Below are 21,875 nucleotides of genomic sequence, written 5' to 3'. Positions count from 1 at the left end.
TCATGCCAATAGCATCCTCCAACTATAATCCGCCTTTGCTGTTCAAAAACGGGCATTTTGCCACCATATACTCAGGACTGATCAGGGAGGTTGAAAATCCCGGGCAGGAAAGAGAACGGGTGGAGCTTGACGACGGTGACTTTATAGATATAGACTGGAGTTTTGCAAAACAGCAAAACAACACTGTAGCCATTCTGCTTCACGGCCTGGAAGGCAATGCCCAAAGGCCCTATATACTGGGAGCAGCAAAAGCTTTTCTAAATGCTGGCATAGACATCTGTGCGGTTAACTTCAGGGGATGCAGCGGAGAACCCAACCGGCTGTACCGCTCCTATCATTCAGGCGTCACCGATGATCTGGATAGGATTATCCGCCATATACTGCAAACCGATAAATACGAGAATATTATTATAAAAGGTTTCAGCCTGGGAGGCAATGTTACCCTGAAATATCTAGGCAGCTACGACGACATCCCAAAAGAGGTTAAGGCCGGAATTGCCGTTTCTGTGCCCTGTTCACTGTTTCATTCCATGCTGGCACTGCATGAAACAGAGAATTATTTATACGCCCGCAGGTTCAAAAAACATCTCCTTGGAAAATTACGTGAAAAGCAACACTTCTATCCTGAAAAGATCAGGAACGAAGATTTCAACAAGGTTCGACTTTTAAGAGATTTTGATGACATTTACACGGCCAAAGCACACGGTTTTCTGGATGGACTGGATTACTATGAACGTGCAAGCAGCTTGCCTCACCTAGAAAATATAAACGTTCCAACTTACATACTAAATGCTCAGAATGACAGCTTTCTTTGCGAAGAATGCTACCCGGTTCCTATAGCAGAGAACCATTCGGAGGTCTATCTTGAAATACCGAAATATGGTGGCCACGTCGGGTTTTACGACACCAATAATCTGTACTACAATGAACATAGAGCCCTGAAGTTTCTGAAAGAAAAAGTCAAAAATGCCGGATCGATCTGACAGTCATGAAAACCATGTATTATATAGCGGTATTACCCCCCAATGAGATCAGGGAAGAGATCAAAGCATTTAAACTCGAGATCAGCAAGGAATTTAAATCCAGTCATGCCTTAAGGTCGCCTGCTCATATTACCCTTCAGATGCCGTTTCATTTCGAAGAAGAACAGGAGGCATTGCTACTGAATTCTTTAACTCTGCTTGCTGGGGAGCAGACCTCTTTTAACTGTTCGGTAAAAGATTTTGATCACTTTGATCACAGAGTGGTCTTTGTGGACGTTTTACCCGACAAGGAATTACGATCTTTACGTACTTCCCTACAGGATCATTTAAGAGAAGTTCATAGTTTTTCAGACAAGAAGCTCCCCGAAAGGTTTCATCCACATATTACCATAGCAAATCGCGATCTGTCTGCAGATCGTTTTCCTGACTGCTGGGAAGCTTTCAAAGACCGGAAATACCGACGCTCTTTTGAGGTCAAGTCTTTTTCCATACTAAAACACAGAGGAGATCACTGGGAAGTTTACCGGGATTTTCCGTTTAGCCAACCCTGAGAAATCCTTATATTAGCTTTAAAATAAAGATCAATTATGAACACTATTATCAGATTAGTAACCTGCCTCAGCCTTGTATTTTCTATTGGCTGTGGAGAGACCAAAAAAGAAGAAAAAAAAGAAGGTTTTCAATACGAGCAAGCCCAGGAAAATAAAGACACTTCTGAAGAAAAATCTCAGAACGAAGTGCTTATTACGGGCGACGACCTCATGAAATACAGCACCAAGGAAATCCGAGTTAAAGCAGGTGAGCCAGTAACCCTTACGTTGAAGCACATAGGAAAACTAGACATCAAGGTGATGGGACATAACTGGGTGTTGCTTAAAGAAGGGACAGACCTGGTTGGATTTGCCTCTAAAGCTTCGGCTGCCATGGACAATGACTACATTCCTGAAGGAACTGAAGATGTGATCGTTCACACCAAAATGCTAGGCGGAGGAGAATCTGACACCGTTACTTTTGACCCTCCTGCTCCGGGAACTTATCAATTTTTGTGCACCTTCCCCGGACACTTTGCTCAAATGCAGGGGACCTTTATCGTTGAATAACCCGGAAGGCATTTCATTATGAAATTTACTACCTACGTATTTCTATTGCTTCTTGTTGCGGGATGCAAAAGAAATACTAATTCAAATACAGAAGCCCCTCAGGAAGCCGTTGCTCCTGAGTGGGTTTCTTTATTTAATGGTCAGGACCTGGAAGGATGGACCCCAAAAATAAAAGGTGAGGAACCCGGAATGGATTCCCTTGGGACCTTCATTGTGAAAGACGGTGCTATTTCAGTTTCTTACCGCAATTATGAGAATTTTGAAAACCGCTTTGGGCACCTTTTTTACAAGAAACCTTTTTCCTCTTATTTCCTTTCATTGGAATACCGTTTTGACGGGGTTCAATCCCGCGGAGGTGAAGGCTGGGCCTTTAAAAACAGCGGCGTTATGTTTCATTCTCAGTCTGCTGCTTCTATGAAAAAAGATCAGAACTTCCCGGTAAGTCTGGAAGGCCAGTTCCTGGGAGGGAATGGCCAGGATGAACGACCCACCATGAATCTTTGCACTCCCGGCACCCATGTTAAAATGGCCGACACCCTGGTAACACCACATTGCATTACAGCAGATGCCCCAACATTTCATGGCAATGAATGGATAAGAGCGGGGTTTCTCGTACTCGGTGATTCCCTGGTGGTGCATTATGTAAATGGAAAGGAAGTGCTTCGATATACACACCCTCAATTGGGTGGGGACATGGCTGAAGATGCTGATGAAAAGTTCAGACAGGCAGGCACTCCCCTGAAAGAAGGCTATATCGCATTGCAAAGTGAAAGCCACCCTATCGACTTTCGGAATATTGCTTTGGTGAATCTTGAAAATTTAGTCAGTGATAAGGAGGTACTGGCGAAAATAATACAGGAACTACCGCAAGGGCCATCTTCTGAATAACCTATCTCCAGCCACCACCCAGGGCGCGGTACAGCTCAATTTTAGATTGCAATACCAGTAACCTGGCATTTACATAGTCGAATTCACTGATCAACTGATTGGTATTTGCGTTTAGCACTTCCAGGTAATCTGCATATCCCTGTGTTAATAAAATACCCGAATACCGGGTCGCCATGGTATTGGCTTCCAACTCCTTTAATTTTATAGTTGAGAGTCGGTCGGCTGCATCAATATTGTAGAGGGCATCAGAAACCTCTCTACCAGCCGTCAGCAATGAAAGTCTGAAATTATAAAAGGCCTGCTCCTGGCGGCTTTGGGCATTCTCATATTGGATACGTATTTCCCGTTGTCTGAATAAGGGCTGTGTTAAACCGGCTATGATGGAAGAAAATATTGAACTTGCACTTAACCAGTTATCAATATCCTGGCTCAACGCCCCTCCCGATGCATTCAGGGTTAAGGCAGGATAGAAATTGCTCCTGGCCAGGTTCGTGAACTCAAAAGCCTGACGGAAGGCAAATTCGGACGCTATGATATCAGGTCGATTCTGAAGAAGTTGATAGGGTACTCCGGTCTTCAACTCCACGTCGAGCTGTACATTTCTGAAATTGCCCCTTTCAATAGGTCCGGGTACGCGCCCAAGCAATACCGAAAATGCATTTTCAAGCACCCTGATCTGGTTCTCCACCTGAACCTGCACTGCCTCTGAGTTGTATTGGAGCGCCAGGGTTTGCTGCACCCCTACCTCGTTGGTCATCCCTGCCTCTTTAAGCCCTTTCATAGCATTAACAGCCTTACCCCGTATCTCAATAGCCCTGTTCACCAAGGCCAGTTTGGCATCCAGTGACAACAATTCATAATATAAAGAGGCAATACCGGCCACCAGAGAAGAGGTTACCGCATTCTTTACCGCTTCGGTCCTGTAGAAGGAGGCTTCAAGAGCCCTTTTATTACTTCTGATCTTACCCCAGATATCAGCTTCCCAGCTCAGATTACCACTCAGAGAAAATTCTCTGGAATCAAGGTTTGGGGGTGGATTGGTGACGTTTTCGGAGAATGAGTAACTCCCAAAACTCGCACGGGCATCCAATCTGGGTAAGAATCGTGCTTCCCCCTGTTTAAGCAAAGACTCAGCTATAAGCACCTGTTGTGCTGCGATCTGAAGATCCAGATTGTTCTCAATGGCTTCACTGATATAGTCATTCAGCAAACTGTCTTTAAAAAAGTTTCTCCAGGAGACCATGCCCAGTGACTGACTGTCTACTACCTCCTCTGAGATACGGTAAAGGTCCTGGCTTTCTATTTCCTGCACCTCCGGACGTTCATAATTTTTGGCCACGAAACAGGATTGAAATAACGAACCTGCTGCCAACAGGATAAAAATGACTTTTAATGCCCCTGCCTTCCTCATGTATTTTTTTGTTTAGCGTTATCCACAGCCTCACGTTTTCTAAGTTCTTTAGGTAGGCCAACAATCTTTTCCTGCAGCCATTGGAAGATCACAAATAGTACAGACACTACAAACACTCCACATACGGTACCCACAAGCATTCCACCTGCGGCCCCTGTACCTATTGACCGGTTACCTGCGGCTCCTGCACCCGTAGCGATGGCCAGAGGAAGAAGCCCAAGCACAAAGGCAAAAGAGGTCATAAAAATAGGCCTGACCCTCTGCACAGCTCCCTGTATGGCAGCATCTTTCAAGCTCTTTCCTTGTTTACGAGCCAATAAGGCGAACTCCACGATCAGAATGGCGTTCTTAGCAAGAAGACCGACCAAAAGGATCAAGGCGATCTGGAAGAACACATTGTTCTCATAACCCAGGAATTTGGTAAACAGAAATGCCCCAAGTATCCCGATAGGCAGGGACAATAAAATGGCGAATGGTAAAAAATAACTTTCGTATTGGGCCGATAAGAAGAGGTAGGTAAAGATGATGCAAAGCAGGAAAACCATTATGGCTTGGTTCCCGGCGCTGACCTCTTCTCTGGTAAGGCCCGAATAATCCACAAAATAATTTGCTCCCAGTTCTGAAGCCTTTTCTTCAATCACCCTTATAGCATCTCCGGTACTGTAGCCCGGATTTGATTCTCCTGTGATCTTGGTAGAATTAAACAAATTGAACCTGGTAACCGACTGGGGGCCATATACCCTTTTCATGGTAACGAACTCTGAAACGGGTGCCATTGTTCCTTCATTATTCCGAACATATAACTGATTGAAGTCATTTAGGTTGTTTCTGTCGTTAGGATAGGCTTGTATCTTAACGCGAAACTGTCGGCCGAAACGGGCAAAGTCGGCCGCATAGATCCCTCCTATGTATCCCTGTATGGTACTGAGAATATTACGCACAGAAACCCCTCTTTGCTTTGCCGCCGCTACGTTCATGATCAATTCATACTGAGGATAGCGTACATCAAAAGAAGATCTGGCATATTTAATGACCGGATCGGTATTCAGGGCCTGTAAAAACTCATTATTGGCCTGACTGAGACTTTCGGCAGACCCTCCGGAACGATCGAGGAGATTCACCTCAAATCCTGATGCAGCACCGAAGCCCGGCACACTGGGAGGGGAGAAGAAAATAATATTCGCCTCGGGAATGGTGGCCCCGACAGCAAAAAGCTTTTGCAATAAACTTTGAACAGATAAAGAGTCGGCCTCGCGTTCTTCCCATGGGAGAAATTTAATCATCCCCAGGGCAAAATTACTCCCCGACCCGCTTAATACGCTAAATCCTCCTACGAGGGTCGTTCCCGTTACCCCGTATATGTCTCTCACCTTTACGTTCAGTTCCTTCATGATCTCATCAGTGCGATCAAGAGAAGACCCGGGGGGCAACTGAATGTCTACAAAGACCATCCCACGGTCTTCATTAGGAACAAACCCTGATTTCGTTGTTTTGGAGGCCCAAATAATTCCTGCCACCGCCAACACAAGAATGCTTACCACCACCCATTTATGACTCACCAGGAAGGCCAGCGAATTCCCAACCATCCGCTTGAATGCTTCAAACCTGCGATTGAACCAATCAAAGAACTTTTGCAGGATATTGCGCTTTGCCCCCTCCTTATGATGGTGGGGTTTAAGCAAGATAGCACTCAGAGCCGGGCTCAGGGTTAAGGCGTTAATAGCCGAAACAAAAATGGCCATGACCAGGGTTACCCCGAACTGTTTATAGAACACTCCTGTCGGACCCGATAGAAAGGTTACAGGCACAAAAACAGCCCCCATTACCAGGGTCATGGATATAATAGCCGGAGTGATCTCATCCATAGCTTCCAGGGTTGCATCGAGTGCATTTTTAGCTCCCTCCTCAAGCTTTGACTCTACAGCCTCCACCACAACGATGGCATCATCAACAACCACCCCAATGGCAAGGATCAATGCAAATAAGGTTAAAAGGTTCACTGAATACCCGAACATCTTAAGAAAAAAGAAGGCACCTATTATCGATACCGGAACGGCGATTGCCGGAACCAAAGTTGCCCTGAAATTCTGAAGGAATATAAAGACGACCAGGAACACCAGGGCAAACGCCTCAAAGAGGGTATGGGTTACCTTTTCAATGGAAGCTTCCAGGAATTGATTGGTATCATAGGCAATATCAACCTCCAACCCTTCCGGAAAATCTTCTTCCATGACTGCAAGCTCCTGCTTTAGCTCTTCGATAAGGGCCTGTGCATTGGAGCCTTTAACCTGGTAGACAGCCATAACGATGCTTGGCAGGCCATTAGTGTAGGAGGTATAAGAATACGAGTAGGATTCAAATTTTACGTCTGCAATATTTTTAAGCCTCAGGAACTGTCCGTTATCCAGTGCTTTGATCACAATATTCTCGTATTGTTCCTGCGTTCTAAACCTTCCGCTATACCTGATCTTATAGGTAAAGGTCTCTCCGCTGCCCTCCCCCAGGTATCCTGGGGCAGCCTCTAGGGATTGTTCATTCAAGGCCGCGGCCACATCCGACGGCTGCAGGTTATAGGAGGCAAGCTTTTCCGGCTTGAGCCAAATTCTCATAGAATAGTTACGGGCAGAGAACACCCTGACGTCACCCACTCCGCTAATTCGCTTAAAGGCCGGTACCACGTTAATGTTAAGATAATTGGTGATAAAGGTCTCATCATATGTATCGGAAGTAGAATATACCGACATGAACATCAAGGCACTGGTTTGCTGCTTTCGCACCATCACCCCCATTTTCACCACCTCCGGAGGAAGAAAAGGAGTAGCCTGGGCTACCTTATTCTGAACATTTACCGCCGCTATATCCGGATCAACCCCTTGCTCGAAATATACGGTGATGGTACATCCCCCGCTATTGGTAGCCCTTGAAGTGATATAGGTCATTCCTTCAACCCCATTTACCTGTTCTTCAATGGGTATAACCACACTTTCAATAACCGTCTCGGCACTAGCTCCGGGAAAGGTAGTCACGATCCTCACCGTTGGCGGTGCAATATCAGGATATTGCTCCACCGGCAAAGTCAATAAGCCCAAAACCCCGAGGATAACGATGATGATCGATATTACGGTGGATAGAACAGGTCGCTCAATAAAGGTCTTAAACATAGGGTTGATCTATTTAAATATCGATTCTATGGGCTTCGCTACACTGTCATAAGGAACGGGCTGCGGATCTATTTTCTGGCTGGGCCGAAGTTTTCCCGGACCAATAGCAACGATCATGTCTCCGGGTTGAAGCCCTCCTGTCACAACATATTGGGCGTCCACATTATCTATATATTCCAGCTTCACCCCTTCTACAGTATTATCATCTCTTACCCTGTAGGCAAAGATCTCTCCCTGAAGGTCGTAAACAGAACGTTCGGGAACCAGAAGATGATCATCATATACTGCGGGAACCTTGATCGTCCCACTGTTACCATCACTGAGAAGCATGTCCGGATTGTCAAAAACCGCACGAAAACTAACGGTACCCGATTCCGGATTGATCTGCCCGGAAACGGTTTCGATCTTCCCTTCCATACCATACACAGATCCATTGGCCAGCTGCAGTAAGACAGGCGGGAAATTTCTAATCTTTTCTTCTATGGTAGTTCCTTCAGACTCCTGTAAAAAATCGAGGTATTGGGTCTCATTCATAGAAAAGAAAGCGAATACTCGTTCAATATTGCTCACCGTGGTTAGAGGCCTGGGGTCATTAGGACTTACCAGGGTTCCTTCACGATAGGGAATTGACCCCACAAAACCGTTTACCGGGCTTTTTACCGTGGCATATCCGATCTTGGCGCTGATGCTGTTGTAGTTGCTTTTTGCCCTGGCCAGGTTGGCCCGCGCTGTTTCAAGCTGTACAGCGCTGATAATATTTTGTTCCACCAGAGGGATGAGTTTATCAACTTCTACCTGGGCGGCATTGACCGAAGCCCGGGCTGCCTGAGCATCTTCATCGAGGGTTTCTGTTTCCAGACGAAACATCGGCTGTCCCTGAACCACCCGCTCACCTTCATCCACCAATACTTCCTGGATATACCCTGAAACCTTGGCCCTGACCTTACTGCTTATGATTCCCTGAATACTTGTAGGAAAATTTTGGTATCCGGTAATACTGCCCTTTTTTACTTCGAGCACTTTAATGGGAGGTGGCCCCGAAGTTTCCTGAGCTCCTTCCGAACCCTTATCCTTACAACCCAATAAAACAATGGAAAACAGTAGAATAAAGAAAAACCGCATATACTTCATCTTGAATTTTGGTTCAAAAAACGAAAACAAGATTTGCGGCGATTGCTTATTTGTTCTTCTAAAAATAAGGCTAAAATATTGATAATCAATATTTTAGCCTTATAAATACAATTCTTAATATGTAGAGTTCCAGCCCTTTAACTGTCAAATACGATCCCTGATAAACCGGCCTCCTCTATGGGCTTTATACGGTCTTCTTTGATAGTACCGGGAGCCAGGGTAAAGTTCTTCTCGAACATTTTTTCCTGATCAAAATAGGTGATCAGATATTCATTTTTAAAAGCCAGCAATTCTTCACGAAGAATTTCTAAACGAGCATATGATCCCGGTTCCAGGCGACTCAGTGATTTTCTCATCACCGAGGTTTCACGGTCTTCAGAAGACCCTCTTAAAACCACCATGACAGTATCCATTACCCGACTACCTGCATTGTATAAGTAGATATTCCAGACCATTTCTCCAAGCTCTTCATGAAATTCCTGCACTGCCAATAATCTGACTCCTTCTGCTTTGGGTATTTCAATATCTTTTCTCATAACTGATCCCGGTCTCGTGTTGCTTACAATACGGTCTTAAACTGTTCCAGGAAACGCACATCATTTTCACTTAACATACGTATATCAGAGATCTGATGCAGTAACAAGGCGATCCTGTCAATACCCATTCCAAAGGCAAAACCCGAATACTCTTTAGAGTCTATACCACAATTTTCAAGTACATTTGGATCTACCATACCGCAACCCATGATCTCAAGCCAACCGGTACCTTTGGTCATACGGTAATCCGTTTCTGTTTCAAGGCCCCAGTACACATCTACCTCAGCACTTGGCTCGGTAAATGGGAAATAAGAAGGTCTGAGTCTTATCTTAGACTTACCGAACATCTCTGTGGTAAAATATTGAAGGGTTTGTTTGAGATCTGCGAAAGAAACATTCTTATCAATATAAAGTCCTTCCACCTGATGAAAGAAGCAATGTGACCTTGCAGAGATGGCTTCATTCCGGTACACCCTACCTGGAGAAATTGTTCTGATAGGCGGCTTGTTATTTTCCATATATCGAACCTGTACTGAAGAGGTATGCGTTCTCAGTAGAATGTCCGGATCTGTCTGAATGAAAAAAGTATCCTGCATGTCTCTTGCCGGATGGTATTCAGGAAGGTTCAGGGCCGTAAAATTATGCCAGTCATCTTCCATTTCCGGACCTTCAGATACATTAAATCCAATACGCGAAAAGATATCAACGATTTGATTTTTTACAATAGAAATTGGATGTCTTGCTCCTATCTCCATTGGCGTACCCGGACGGGTAAGATCACCATAGACCGACGCCTCAGAGCGGCTCTCTTCCAATTGTTCCTTTAAGGCATTTACTTTCTCAAGGGCAGCATTCTTGAGTTGATTGATGGATTGCCCGTATTCTTTCTTCTGCTCACCGGGAACATCCTTGAACGCAGCAAAAAACTCATTCAAGAGGCCTTTTTTACCTAAGTACTTAATTCTGAAAGCTTCTATATCCTTCAGGTTGTCGGCAGAAAATGCCTCTACCTGAGACAAATGATCCTTAATGGTATCTATCATATCGTTCGATCTTTGGATGGGCAAATTTAAAATAATTCTGGTATATACTTCAGGGTGCTGAGATCTTATTCAGAGAAAGTTGTTTGTCTTCATAAATGTATTTAAACATGAAGAATACGGAGACCCCGCCAAAGATATGCCACAGCCAGTGGGTACCAAAGGGCAACACCTCCTGTCTTCCGTCCAGGTACCTGAAAACTATGGCAACACCAAAACACAAAACAGCCGCAATAACCCAACTCCCATGTACCCATTTAGTAGCTCTGAGATAGAGGAAGATGGGAATAAGAACGGTCAGCGCAGAGATCACATAATCTATGGTCAGCACATAGCCTTTAGGAACCGGAAGCCATCTGAGCCCTACAGAGATTCCAATTATGATCGTCAGCAATGCCAGACGATAGGCTGCCGGACGTATTAATTTAAAAATGAAATACAGCACCGCTGCAAAGCACAACAGCAATATGGGCACCCAGTCCATCAGCAGCCAGATCTCATGACTACGGGTAGCATGATACAAGGTTCCTCCTATCCAGCCCACCCCAAGAACGGGTAATGCCAGGGAAAGAAAACGGTTCTCCTTTGGATTTTTATATACCTTGACACTCCAGTACACCAGGATAAAGAAAAACACCAGGTTACTGAGGGTGTTAAAAGGTTCTACGGGAAATCTTCCCGCTAAGGTTTCAGCATAGATAGGTCCGGTATCATTTGGGAAATGCTGAATAACCATGAGCGTTAATTTTTTACTCTATAAACTCCATTTCCAGGAAGTAGTTTACAATTGCTTCCTTCATCAAGACACTTTGCTCGCCGGGCTTAAGAACAGGCAATTCTTCTTTAAACCGGTAATGCGGCCAGCCATCGTCATCAAAAAAATCGAATTCGTAATATCCGTAAGGTTCCAGTAAACGGCAAATTGCGATATGCATCAGGTTGACCTTTTCGTCCTTTTTAAAACGACGGTGCAACTGACCGAGCTCCTGAACACCTACCAGGTAGATCACAGAATCCAGATCGAGTTCATCGCCATCGGCGAACCGATCTGATAATTTCCGGACAAGGGTATCCCATCTGAGCTTAAGTTCCGCATCGCGAGCCATAACAATCTTTTTTTGCAAAAATAAGAACTTCAAATCATATATTTGCTTAAATACCTGCTATCATGAATTTTATCGATATTATTCTTGGTGCCCTTATTCTCTATGGGCTGATCAAAGGATTTATCAACGGATTATTCGTTGAGGTTGCATCGCTGGTTGCCCTGATCGCGGGCGTTTTCGGGGCCATTCATTTCTCTTATATCGCAGGTATTTACTTATCGCAACGCCTTGACTGGAATGAAGATTATATCAATCTCGCCGCTTTTGCCATTACCTTTATCGTGATTCTTTTAGCCGTTTCCCTTATCGGGAAATTATTAACCAAGCTGGCCGACATCGCTGCTCTTGGTTTGCTTAACAAACTTATGGGAAGTGTTTTTGGAGCGCTGAAATTTATCGTGATCGTTGGAGGTTTACTCATATTTACCTCAAGACTCAACGTATCCATTCCTGTCATTAACGAAGAAAGCACAGAATCTTCAGTACTCTATTCCCCTGTGAAAGACCTGGGCAATTTTGTCTTTCAAATGATCTTAAAAGACGACACAGAATTGGGAGAACTCCGGGAGCAGGAAGAAAACCTGTAAGCAGGTATTGGATAGTGCTACACCATAAAAAAAGCCTCTGTGAAGAGGCTTTTTATTTATCCAAGATCGTAGATCTCCATAATATTTTCCAATATCCCTTCAAAATCGATCTCCAGGTCAATCAGTTTTCCTGAGTGAATGTCGAAAACCCAACCGTGAACTTTTAACCCTCTTTCCTTATAGGCTTTCTGTACGGCAGCCGTTTTGATCAGGTTTACACATTGCTCCTGAACATTCAGTTCCACCAGGCGATCATAACGCTTGCTTTCATCAGAAATAGCATTGAGTTCGTCTTTATGTAAACGGTACACATCTCTGATATTTCGGAGCCAGGGATTCAACAACCCTAGGTCTGCAGCCTGCATAGCCGCTTTAACCCCTCCACAACTGGTGTGGCCGCAGATCACCACATGATTTACCTTCAGGTGGTTCACAGCATATTCAATGACCGACATGGAGTTCAGGTCAATATTTGAAACCACATTGGCAATGTTTCTGTGTACAAAAACCTCTCCTGGCTCTAAGCCCATAAGCTCTTCAGCTGTTACCCGGCTATCAGAGCAACCGATGTAAAGCAATTCCGGGCTTTGTCCCTTGCCCAGTTTTTCAAAGAAGTCCTTATCTGTATCGAGCTTACCTTGAATCCAGGAAGCGTTATTACTAAAAATTGTTTTAAGATCCATTTCTAAATTAATTTATATGATACATGGCCCGGTACTTAAGCCACTTTTGAGGTTAAAAATAGTTTTGTAAAGCTTTTGGGATTCTCAAATATCCCTTTTTCTGAAATCACGGTAATAGTGATCTCTTTAGGACCTGCACGATATAAAAATTCATCCAGGATCTCCAGTATATCATAATTAAGACGAATACACTTCGTTACATCTAATTCAAGATGTGTTTTTTCGGGAAGTGAATTTAACTCCCGTAAAATAGCTCCCTTATTCAGAAAGCTCACTTCCTCAGAGAGCGTCATCCGAACCGTGTGTACTCCGTCATCTTTCTCCACAATGTGCAAAAAGTGCGAATTCTGGTAATTTTTGATCAGGATCATCAAAATACCGATTCCCAAACCAAGGCCAATACCTAACAGCAGATCGGTAAAGGCTACTCCAAGAACGGTAACTATAAAGGGAATGAACTGATCCCGGCCCAGGCTGTACATTCTTTTAAAGAGTGACGGCTTTGCAAGTTTATATCCCACTACCAGGAGTACTGCGGCTAATACAGCCAACGGGATCTTATTTAACAAGGTAGGTATAATGATCACAGAGGTCAGTAAGAGAAACCCGTGTATGATGGTCGACATCTTTGTTTTACCTCCTGATTGTACATTGGCACTACTTCGAATAATTACCTGGGTGATAGGAAGACCTCCGATCAGACCGGAAACAATATTCCCTGTACCCTGGGCAAATAATTCTCTGTTGGTGGGGGTTGTTCTCTTTTGAGGGTCCAGTTTATCTGTGGCCTCCACCGACAACAAGGTCTCTAAACTTGCCACAATACACAGGGTGATCCCGGTGATCCAGACATCGTAACGGGTTATCGCACTGAAATCAGGAAAGGCAAACTGACTAACAAAGTCGGAAGCGCTTTCCGGAACGGGTACAGAAACCAAATGATCTGCAGAGATGCCAAAGGCACTATCGGCAGCTATCAGGAAATTGTAAATAACCCCAACAATCACAGCTACCAGGGGCCCCGGTATAATTTTAAAAATATCTGATTTTTTAGTCAGCACAAGTTCCCACAACAGCAATATACAAAGGGAAATGAGTGTCACAGTAATGGCTCCTGGCGAAACATTATCTATCATATTAGCCAGGGCTGTAAGGGTATTTTCACCATCAGCCTGCCTAAAAGATATGTCGCCTTCATAATCAGAATCATACCCAACAGCGTGAGGCAATTGCTTGAGGAATATGATGATCCCGATACCGGCGAGCATCCCCTTAATTACCGAGGAAGGAAAATAATACCCTATAACCCCGGCTTTGATCACCCCGAGAAGGATCTGTAATACCCCTCCGAGTACAACGGCTACAAGAAAAATCTCCCAACTGCCAAGGTCGGTTATGGCATTGAGAACAATCACAGCCAGACCGGCTGCCGGCCCGCTTACCCCGAGATTGGAACCACTTAAGGCACCTACTACCATCCCCCCAACGATTCCTGCTATTAGTCCTGAAAACAGTGGAGCTCCACTGGCTAATGCGATACCCAGACATAGGGGTAAAGCAACAAAGAATACCACCAAACTTGCTGGCAGGTCATTTTTTAAATGCTTAAACATAAAAGTATATTAAGAGTTATCTATAAGTTCAAAAAGATGAGAACATATAGATGAAAATTGGTTTGTTTATAAGGTATCTGAGGTCAGGAAATAATTTCGGGAGGGGGTAATACCGGAGACAGAAAGACCTCATCTTCGGTGGGTTGAAGGTGAAAGAATACCTTATACTCCGTATACAGGCATACCATATCGAGCTCGTGGGTATGAAGCACGAAACTTTCGTTCATCTCATTTTCCTTCCCTTCTTCCTTGCTTTCCTCTTCTTCAGACACATTAAAATAATAGGCAATATCCTGGTGCTCTTCAAGCAGTACCAGGATAGAGGGACTGATAATAAAAGTGCAAAAACTAAAAAGGAAGGTGAACAGGTATATTCTTTCCTTAGTTTTCAAAAAATCTTCTTCTTCTTACAAGCTAAAATAGAAGTATTCGTGAAGAAAAGCATTATTTTTTGATAAAATCTTTAACCTTGCGAAGTTCATCTTCAGGTAACCAACCCACTTTACCGTCCGCCAGACGGATCTTTTTCCAGTCACTCATGGTATCCAGAATAAAGACTTTGGTACCCTCATGCAGACGAAATACCTCATCACTACCAAGGTTAGGTTCGGCCATCACCGTAGTCTCTTCGGCAAATACAATGGCCGGATTATTTTCACGTTCGATCCTTCGCTGTTGAAATGCAAAAAGAAGGCTTAAAACCGAGAGTAACATCCATGCACTACCCACTGCGAACAAAAGTCTTTTTCGTCCTTGGGTATAGGCAAAATAGTAGGCGATAAAGAAGCCTACGAACAAAAACATGGTTATGATAGCAGCTCTTGTCCATGACTGATAACTCAATTGACCAATGACACCATTGACAAGTTTTGAGACCCCTGTTTGAGGCATTTCTTCAATATCATCAATGGTCATATTTCTCGCATAAGAAAGATTGACTTCAATATCCTTATCGTCCGGATCAAGTAATAACGCCTTTTCGTAGTAAAGAATACTTGGTGCTATCTGGTTAAGTTTGTAATAAGCATTACCCATGTTAAAGTACAACTCTGCCGAATGAACCCCATTATCTGAGATCTTCCGGTACTGCTCCAGGGCTCCCTGGTAGTCTTTTGCATTATAGAGCGCATTCCCCTTTTCAAACAATTCCATATTCTGGGCCGGGACCGGAAGGCTTGTAAGGAAAAATAACCCCAGGAGTAGCAATGTTATACCGTTGGATATTTTAACCGTTCTGCTCATGATCTTAAATGTTTATCAAGTGCAGAGATCACCTCTGCGGCCATGTTATAATCATCTTTCATTCCCTGAATGGTTACCGGGGTATACCTGGCCAGCTCACAGGACGATAAAAGCTTGGTAAATTCTTCAATATCCCGATCTGCCGCCTGGTGTTGGGTAAGCAACTCACTAATACGCTCCTTACTCATATCTGAGGTCTCTAATTTCAGTTTTGCCTTGAGATAATTGTGTAATGCACGTTCGAGAGCATCGTAAAAGAGGTCACTGTCCTCCAGGTTCTTTTTAGCCTCAGAAAGGTATTTACGCACCAATCTGTTCGCTTTTCGTATTTTATTACCTTCTACATCAAGAGCTCTTTCCTTTCGCTTTTTACCGATAAAGATGGCCAACGGAATGAGCAGTAAAGGACCGAAGTAAACCAGGTAGAATTCAAGGGTGCCTAAAAATTCCTGTTGTATCTTAGGTGTAAGATCTGTTTTCAGTTTAAGGAACCTGAATTGATCTCCTACTACCGCTACCGGCTGTTTTACCACAGCATTTTCATCGGAAGCAGCAGAATCTGCCCCTGCTACAGGTCCGTCAAATACATTGATCATGGTTTGTACCGAACTCAGGGATTTGTACTCTTCCGCTACCGGGTCAAAATAATTGAACTCCACTTCAGGTACAGGATACTTTCCCTTATACTGAGGAACCACCGTATAACTCTCTGTTACCCTACCTTTCATTCCACTGAGGCGTGTACGTACTGATTCTGAAAATTCAGGCTCATAAACCTCAAGGGAGCTCGGCAGGATCAAATGAGGTAATTCAAATAATTTCAGGTTTCCTTCACCTTCTACTGTAACCTTGGCGGTTAGTGATTCATTGGCTCTTAAGGAAGATTTTGATACAATAACATCAAAATCAAACTGCCCTACGGCACCCGAGAAGTTCTCGGGCTTCCCTTGCTCAGGCAATGGTTTTACCCGAACCGTTCTTTTATTGGCTGCTACTTTTACAGCGGTTTGAGTATACACCCTTTCTCCGAAAATATTTCTCCTGTTGGTAGGCACCTCTACCTGCACCTCCAGAGTTAAAGGTTCTATTTCCAGGTTGCCGCTGCGCTGGGGGTATAACACAACACGCTTTAGCACTACCTGGGTATAAGGCTTTCCTTTATAGATAACCCTTTCCTGTTTTATACGCTTAACCTCAATATTCTGGGACCAGAAATTGTTATAGGTCGGATTGTCTACCGGTATAAAATTGTAAATACTTATTTCAGGACTTACATAGAGCTTGTACTCTACACTTACCGCCTCATTCAAGTAGGGATCGGTTTTGGAGAGCTCTGCTACCAGGTGCAGACTTTCTGAGGCAATATCATTAGCACTTGGCGGAGCATTCGGATCTTTTACCGCTGAAGTGACCTCAACCTTTACAGGCAGGGTCTTATACACCTTATCATCGATCTCTACTGTGGCCTGGCTAATGGTAAAACTTCCCTTTTTAATAGGAGAAAGTATATAGGAATATGATTTTGAAAAGCTCTTTTTACCATTGATCCATTGATGACTAACCGATTGATTAGGCCCCATTACCACTTTAAAGCCGTTAAAATCAGGAGGAGTAAAGTTATCTCCATCCTTATTCATGGAAAATTCGATCTTTAGTCGTTCATTAATACCCAGTTTACTTTTGCTTACACCGGCCTTAAAAGAAACCTCTTCTTCCTGGGCATGCAGCAACCACCCCGCACCGAGAACAAATAAAACTGTTATGTAAAATCGTAATACACTCATGAAAATATCGTCCTGATTTACCAGTCTTTTTCTGATTTAACGGGTATCCCCTTCACTTTTTTGGCATTCATCTTCTCCTGTACCTTCTTTTCCTCATTATTCATGGCTTCCAGAATATTCTTTATCTGTTGAGGAGACAGCTGACTCTGACGAGGTTGCTGGGGCTGCCCTTCTCCCTGCTCAGGTTTCTTTTGTTGCTGTTCTTCCTGTTCGCCCTCTCCTTCGTCTTTTTTATCCTGTTGGTCCTGCCCCTGGTCATTAGGATCTCCCTCCTGTTCCTGCTGATCCTGATTTTGTTGATCCTGATTTTGCTGGTCCTGATCTTGTTGCTGCTGTTGCTGCTGATCCTGATTGTCCTTGTTGTCCTGATTATCCTGGTTTTGATCGTCCTGGTTTTGCTGGTTTTGCTGTTGTTCCTTTTCCAGCATTTCTTTGGCCAATGCCAGGTTATACCTGGTTTCCTCATCGGTCGGATCATTTCTCAAGGCCTGCTTATAGGTCTCAACCGCCTTCTGATATTCCTTGTTCTTCATAAAGACATTCCCCATATTATGAAAAACCTTATGTCTCTCCGCCTTGGTTTCGGCACTCTCTCCGGCTTCCTTATACCTCATAAACGCCTCGCCCATACTTTTCTTATTGTAATAGGCATTTCCGAGATTATACGGAGCTGCGGTGTTTTTCTGGCTTTTGGCAATTGCCTTTCTGTATTTGGCCTCAGCCTCCACAAAATTCTCTTCTACAAGATCACTGTTCGCCTCATAGGTAAGGTCAACCGATTGCCGCAGACTTCGCTTATCTTCCGGCAATTCTTCTCCCTGGGCAAAAACAGCCACCCCTCCTGTTTGCAAAAACAGCCCTATAAAAAACGCTATGATAGTTTTCTTCATCATCTTTTGCTATCTATAATGTTTCTTCCTTTTCATTAAACAAATTGAGCTTTCTCAACCATGCTGTCTTTCGTTCCAGCAGGAAAACATCTATAAACAGGAACAATAAGGCTCCTCCAAGAAACCATTGAAACTGATCCTTAAAGTCGGCAAATTGCTTGGCTTCGAACTCCTTTTTATCCATTTGAGCAAGGGTATCGGTAACGTATTCGATTACCTCCTCTGTATTGGCACCGTTAACATAACCTCCTTCTCCCAGTTCGGCGATCTTAGAAAGCATACTGTTATCCAGTTTGGTGATAACCACATCTCCGTTCTGATCTTTTTTGTAGGACTGGATCACCCCATTGTATCTCAGGGGAATCCGATCACCCTTGACCGTTCCTACTCCAATGGTAAAGATCCTAATACCTTCTTCCCGGGCTCTTTCTATAGCCTCCTCCACCTCACCGGTATGATCTTCTCCGTCTGATATAATAAACAGTACACGGTTGGTCTGTTCCTGGTCATCAAAGTAGGTAGTTGCCAGTTCAATGGCCTGGCCTATGGCCGTACCCTGTGAAGACATCATATCGGTATTCATATTCTGCAGAAACATTTTAGCTGCTGCATAATCGGTGGTAATTGGCAATTGCGGATAGGCCCTTGCGGCATAAGCAATAATACCGATACGGTCACTTACCAGGCTGTTGATGATCTCTGAGGTTAACCGTTTGGCCTTTTCCAGACGATTGGGCGCAATATCTTCTGCAGCCATACTTTTAGATACATCTATGGCAAAAACCAGGTCAACACCCTCCCTTTTCACTGTTTCAAGTTTGGTCCCGATCTTAGGATTTACCAAAGCTACTGCCAGACAGGCAAATGCCAGGCACCACATAACCAGTTTGAGAACCGGTTTAAACCCTGAACGGTCCGGACTAAGCCTTCTCAACAGGTTCTGATCACCAAATTGCTTTCTGGCCCGGGTTTTCCATAATTGCAACAACAAATACAGCACGATCAGTACAGGAATAACCGCGAGCAGGTAAAAATAATTATGTTGATCTAACTGATACATTTACACAAAACTTCTAAACAGGGTGAATCTCAAAAGAATTTCCATAAAGATCAGACCTCCTGCCAACAAAGCAAGCGGACGGAAGCGTTCTTCGAAATTCGTATATCTTATTTCTTCAACTTCGGTTTTTTCCAATTTGTTGATCTCTTCATAGATCTCTGAAAGGGTCTCATTATCGGTAGCCCTGAAATAGCGCCCTCCGGTACTCTCGGCTATTGACTTTAGCAGATCTTCATCGATCTCCACTTCCCGGAAAGCATAACGAAAACTCCCGTCCAGATTGTAGGCCACCGGAGTCTCTGCCTTACCATTGGTTCCAATGGCTATGGTATAGGTTTTAATTCCGAACTCTACGGCCAGTTCAGCAGCTGTAGCCGGCTCAATAAATCCAGAATTATTAACTCCATCCGTCAGCAATATGATCACCTTACTTTTAGCCTTGCTTTCCTTGAGTCGGTTTACCGAGGTAGCCAATCCCATGCCTATGGCTGTACCATCTTCCAATTGACCGTACCGGATCTCATCAAGAGAAGACAGCACGATCGACTTATCACTGGTGATAGGGGTTTTGGTAAAGCTCTCACCTGAATAGACCACCAGACCGATCCGGTCACTCACCCGATCTTTAATAAATTCGGCAGCCACCTCCTTCAATGCAGTAAGCCTGTTGGGCTTCAGATCTTTCGCCAGCATACTTGAAGAAACATCTATGGCCATAACAATATCAATACCTTTTGTTGATTTTGTCCTGGTTGAAACGTCCTTCGTTTGAGGTCTTGCCATGGCCGTTATCAGAGCCGCGATGGCCAGTAAGCGCAATACGAACAGTAAGGGTTTCATACGCGACAAGAACGATGAGCGTCTTTTAAACCCGGAAACACTATGCAATGTAAGGGTCGCTAATTGCTTTTTTCTCGTAAACAGATACCAAGCCAGCGCCAGTGGCAGCAGCAACAGCAGCCAAAAAAATTGTGGATTTGCAAATTCTATATTCTCCAACATGCTAACCAGCCTTTTTAAAATCAACCGAACCAATGATCCTTTCCACTAATTGCGGGGCATACGGATCATCCTGTTCAAAAACCATTAATAATTGATGTAATCCTCCGGCATGCACAAAGTTGAACATGGCATACTCCATCTTCTTATATTTTCCGCCTTTTACCGGAACTCCCATGGTACCAAATATCTTGAGACCTTCTTTCCCGGTCATGGTTGTATAATCTTCCTCCTTGACCAACATATTGGTCACCCCGGAATCTTCCAGTAATTTGATAGCATTGTTCATAGCCTCGCTGCCATCTATCTTTGATTCCTTTTTAAAGGTGGTCACCCTAAGGTTAATGTAAAAGGGCGCTCCCAACTCATCCAAATGAAAAACCTGGCTCCCAAATATCTGATTCCTTATCTCTTCAGGCCATGGCTGATCGGTACGCAGCAAAACCTCAGGGGTTTCCACGTAAATGGAAGGATAACCATAATCACTGCCAATCCATTCCTTATCAAGCAATTGCTTGGTAGGGTGCAACAATACGGTATCCTTTACGCTTTTAAAGCCATAAAAGTAACTCAAACTCCCGAATACAACGATCAAAAACCCTAAAGAAGCCAGGGAGGCATAGATCACTTTTTTCTTGCGTTGCTTTTTCCTGATCAACTCCAGGGCCACTTCAGGATCTTCCTCACTTTCTTCCGGCTCCGGAAGAGAGTCATGCGTCTTATTTACCAGGGCCTCTGCCAGCTCACGATCATGTTTTATGACGGAGTCATCAGGAACGTTCTTGGCAAATTTGACAAGATCGGCCGTTTCCAATACTTCCTGGAATTGTGATATGGAGGCATCATCAAGTTTTAAGGTACCGGAATCCCTGAGCATTTCCAGTTTCAGGATCAGTTCTGAGGTTGTACTCTCCAAGGCGGTAATATGCACCTCATCCTCCAGGTAAGAACGCACAATATTGGTCAGATCTGAATAATATTCCTTGTACTCAGATTGTATCAGATACTTTGAGTTATCCAGTTTTTCAAGTGCGAGCAACGCCCTGTCGTAAGGAGGTAACAAGGCAGCAGCCTCCTCCTCTGTCAAAGGTTTCTTTCTCCACAGGAACCAGTACAAAATTCCGAGTATTCCACCAACAACAAGCAACCCGATCAACAAGTATTGCCACCAATGAGACAAACTTCGATCAACCGGTTGCAGCCCCTTGATATCATACATTTTCTGCTTTAAGGTATCAACCTCCACGGTGTTCACTGCAACCCGAAGAGAATCTGTAAAGTAAGCCTTATCGCCAACCATGATCTGCTGGGTAGGCAGGGTATAACTTCCCGAATCAAATTGGGTCAGGGCGTATTTTTTTATCAGGCTGTATTTGTCTTCAGCCTTTAGGGTATCTACCGGAAAGGCCTCTACCACCTCCAGCGGCAAAAAGGTTTGTCCATCAGGAAAGAAAACAACGTTCGAAGAATCTGTTTCCACCTCAATGCGGAATTCGATCTGTTCTCCTATTCTCATCCGGGTGGTATCTGCAGACGACTGTACCCTGGCTTCCTGTCCCTGCACAAGAGTACTACTCATCATGGCAAAAAGCATGATCAGAAAAGCAAGATTCAAGGATATTCCTCTCCTTTTGGTATGTATTTTAAATGGCATTCTCATG

The 21,875-nt window shown here is 44.0% G+C and carries 21 protein-coding genes; 5 read left to right on the top strand and 16 right to left on the bottom strand.

The genetic code is table 11. The annotated features are described in order from the left end of the window. The first annotated feature begins 2 nt into the window (after positions 1–2). From E7Z59_RS03965 to E7Z59_RS03950, 4 genes are read left to right on the top strand one after another with little or no spacing between them, the layout of a single operon-like run. Entirely contained in the window at positions 3–983 is a 981-nt protein-coding gene (locus E7Z59_RS03965; protein WP_136334981.1) for a YheT family hydrolase, read from the top strand. A gap of 5 nt (positions 984–988) precedes the next feature. Further along, positions 989–1,534 carry a 2'-5' RNA ligase family protein gene (locus tag E7Z59_RS03960; protein WP_136334980.1) on the top strand — a complete coding sequence of 182 codons (546 nt, stop codon included), beginning with the start codon at positions 989–991 and terminating at the stop codon, positions 1,532–1,534. A gap of 36 nt (positions 1,535–1,570) precedes the next feature. Beyond that, positions 1,571–2,083: an azurin gene (gene azu, locus E7Z59_RS03955; RefSeq protein WP_136334979.1), complete on the top strand. Its 513-nt coding sequence runs from the start codon at positions 1,571–1,573 to the stop codon at positions 2,081–2,083. Between the two features lie 18 nt (positions 2,084–2,101). Next, positions 2,102–2,971 carry a 3-keto-disaccharide hydrolase gene (locus E7Z59_RS03950; protein WP_136334978.1) on the top strand — a complete coding sequence of 290 codons (870 nt, stop codon included), beginning with the start codon at positions 2,102–2,104 and terminating at the stop codon, positions 2,969–2,971. Between the two features lies 1 nt (position 2,972). Here the strand turns inward: E7Z59_RS03950 and E7Z59_RS03945 are convergent, their stop codons facing one another. The 7 genes from E7Z59_RS03945 to E7Z59_RS03915 all read right to left on the bottom strand — a co-directional run bounded on the left by E7Z59_RS03945 (position 2,973) and on the right by E7Z59_RS03915 (position 11,356). Then, positions 2,973–4,382: an efflux transporter outer membrane subunit gene (locus E7Z59_RS03945; RefSeq protein ID WP_136334977.1), complete on the bottom strand. Its 1,410-nt coding sequence runs from the start codon at positions 4,380–4,382 to the stop codon at positions 2,973–2,975. Beyond that, on the bottom strand, positions 4,379–7,543 hold the full coding sequence (locus tag E7Z59_RS03940; protein ID WP_136334976.1) for an efflux RND transporter permease subunit: 3,165 nt from the start codon (positions 7,541–7,543) through the stop codon (positions 4,379–4,381). The genes E7Z59_RS03945 and E7Z59_RS03940 overlap by 4 nt, the downstream gene beginning before the upstream one ends. A 9-nt stretch (positions 7,544–7,552) precedes the next feature. Next, positions 7,553–8,674 (bottom strand): efflux RND transporter periplasmic adaptor subunit, encoded by a 1,122-nt coding sequence (locus E7Z59_RS03935; protein ID WP_136334975.1) that lies wholly within the window; start codon positions 8,672–8,674, stop codon positions 7,553–7,555. Positions 8,675–8,811: 137 nt separating this feature from the next. Beyond that, positions 8,812–9,210, bottom strand: coding sequence for a hypothetical protein (locus tag E7Z59_RS03930; RefSeq protein WP_136334974.1), 399 nt, complete (start codon positions 9,208–9,210; stop codon positions 8,812–8,814). A gap of 23 nt (positions 9,211–9,233) precedes the next feature. Then, positions 9,234–10,253, bottom strand: a complete 1,020-nt coding sequence (locus tag E7Z59_RS03925) for a phenylalanine--tRNA ligase subunit alpha (RefSeq protein ID WP_136334973.1) — start codon at positions 10,251–10,253, stop codon at positions 9,234–9,236. A gap of 49 nt (positions 10,254–10,302) precedes the next feature. Next, entirely contained in the window at positions 10,303–10,986 is a 684-nt protein-coding gene (locus E7Z59_RS03920) for a ceramidase domain-containing protein (RefSeq protein WP_136334972.1), read from the bottom strand. A 13-nt stretch (positions 10,987–10,999) separates the two neighbouring features. After that, positions 11,000–11,356: a hypothetical protein gene (locus tag E7Z59_RS03915; protein ID WP_136334971.1), complete on the bottom strand. Its 357-nt coding sequence runs from the start codon at positions 11,354–11,356 to the stop codon at positions 11,000–11,002. 62 nt (positions 11,357–11,418) lie between these two features. Here E7Z59_RS03915 and E7Z59_RS03910 point away from each other — a divergent pair, with 62 nt between their 5' ends. Then, positions 11,419–11,943, top strand: a complete 525-nt coding sequence (locus E7Z59_RS03910; protein WP_136334970.1) for a CvpA family protein — start codon at positions 11,419–11,421, stop codon at positions 11,941–11,943. 56 nt (positions 11,944–11,999) lie between these two features. Here the strand turns inward: E7Z59_RS03910 and E7Z59_RS03905 are convergent, their stop codons facing one another. The 9 genes from E7Z59_RS03905 to E7Z59_RS03865 form a co-directional block, all read right to left on the bottom strand. Further along, entirely contained in the window at positions 12,000–12,626 is a 627-nt protein-coding gene (locus E7Z59_RS03905) for a carbonic anhydrase (protein ID WP_136334969.1), read from the bottom strand. A 35-nt stretch (positions 12,627–12,661) separates the two neighbouring features. Further along, entirely contained in the window at positions 12,662–14,239 is a 1,578-nt protein-coding gene (locus tag E7Z59_RS03900) for a SulP family inorganic anion transporter (RefSeq protein ID WP_136334968.1), read from the bottom strand. 83 nt (positions 14,240–14,322) lie between these two features. Next, complete coding sequence (locus E7Z59_RS03895) at positions 14,323–14,631, bottom strand: hypothetical protein (RefSeq protein WP_136334967.1); 309 nt, start codon at positions 14,629–14,631, stop codon at positions 14,323–14,325. Between the two features lie 52 nt (positions 14,632–14,683). Then, positions 14,684–15,481 carry a tetratricopeptide repeat protein gene (locus E7Z59_RS03890; protein ID WP_136334966.1) on the bottom strand — a complete coding sequence of 266 codons (798 nt, stop codon included), beginning with the start codon at positions 15,479–15,481 and terminating at the stop codon, positions 14,684–14,686. Further along, positions 15,478–17,265: a BatD family protein gene (locus tag E7Z59_RS03885; RefSeq protein WP_136334965.1), complete on the bottom strand. Its 1,788-nt coding sequence runs from the start codon at positions 17,263–17,265 to the stop codon at positions 15,478–15,480. Before E7Z59_RS03885 ends, E7Z59_RS03890 begins: the two co-directional genes overlap by 4 nt. 17 nt (positions 17,266–17,282) lie before the next feature. Further along, complete coding sequence (locus tag E7Z59_RS03880) at positions 17,283–18,155, bottom strand: tetratricopeptide repeat protein (protein ID WP_136335509.1); 873 nt, start codon at positions 18,153–18,155, stop codon at positions 17,283–17,285. Positions 18,156–18,168: 13 nt separating this feature from the next. Then, a complete protein-coding gene (locus E7Z59_RS03875; protein ID WP_136334964.1) occupies positions 18,169–19,215 on the bottom strand; it encodes a VWA domain-containing protein in 1,047 nt (348 codons plus the stop codon). After that, positions 19,216–20,217: a vWA domain-containing protein gene (locus tag E7Z59_RS03870; protein ID WP_136334963.1), complete on the bottom strand. Its 1,002-nt coding sequence runs from the start codon at positions 20,215–20,217 to the stop codon at positions 19,216–19,218. A gap of 1 nt (position 20,218) precedes the next feature. Further along, positions 20,219–21,874 carry a hypothetical protein gene (locus tag E7Z59_RS03865; RefSeq protein ID WP_244932695.1) on the bottom strand — a complete coding sequence of 552 codons (1,656 nt, stop codon included), beginning with the start codon at positions 21,872–21,874 and terminating at the stop codon, positions 20,219–20,221. Position 21,875: the final 1 nt, after the last annotated feature.

Origin of the sequence: Robertkochia marina, assembly GCF_004799345.1 — a bacterium.
In the GTDB taxonomy this organism is placed as follows: domain Bacteria; phylum Bacteroidota; class Bacteroidia; order Flavobacteriales; family Flavobacteriaceae; genus Robertkochia; species Robertkochia marina.
The sequence above is the reverse complement of the archived record's forward strand: the minus strand, read 5'-3'. Positions and strand labels throughout refer to the sequence as shown.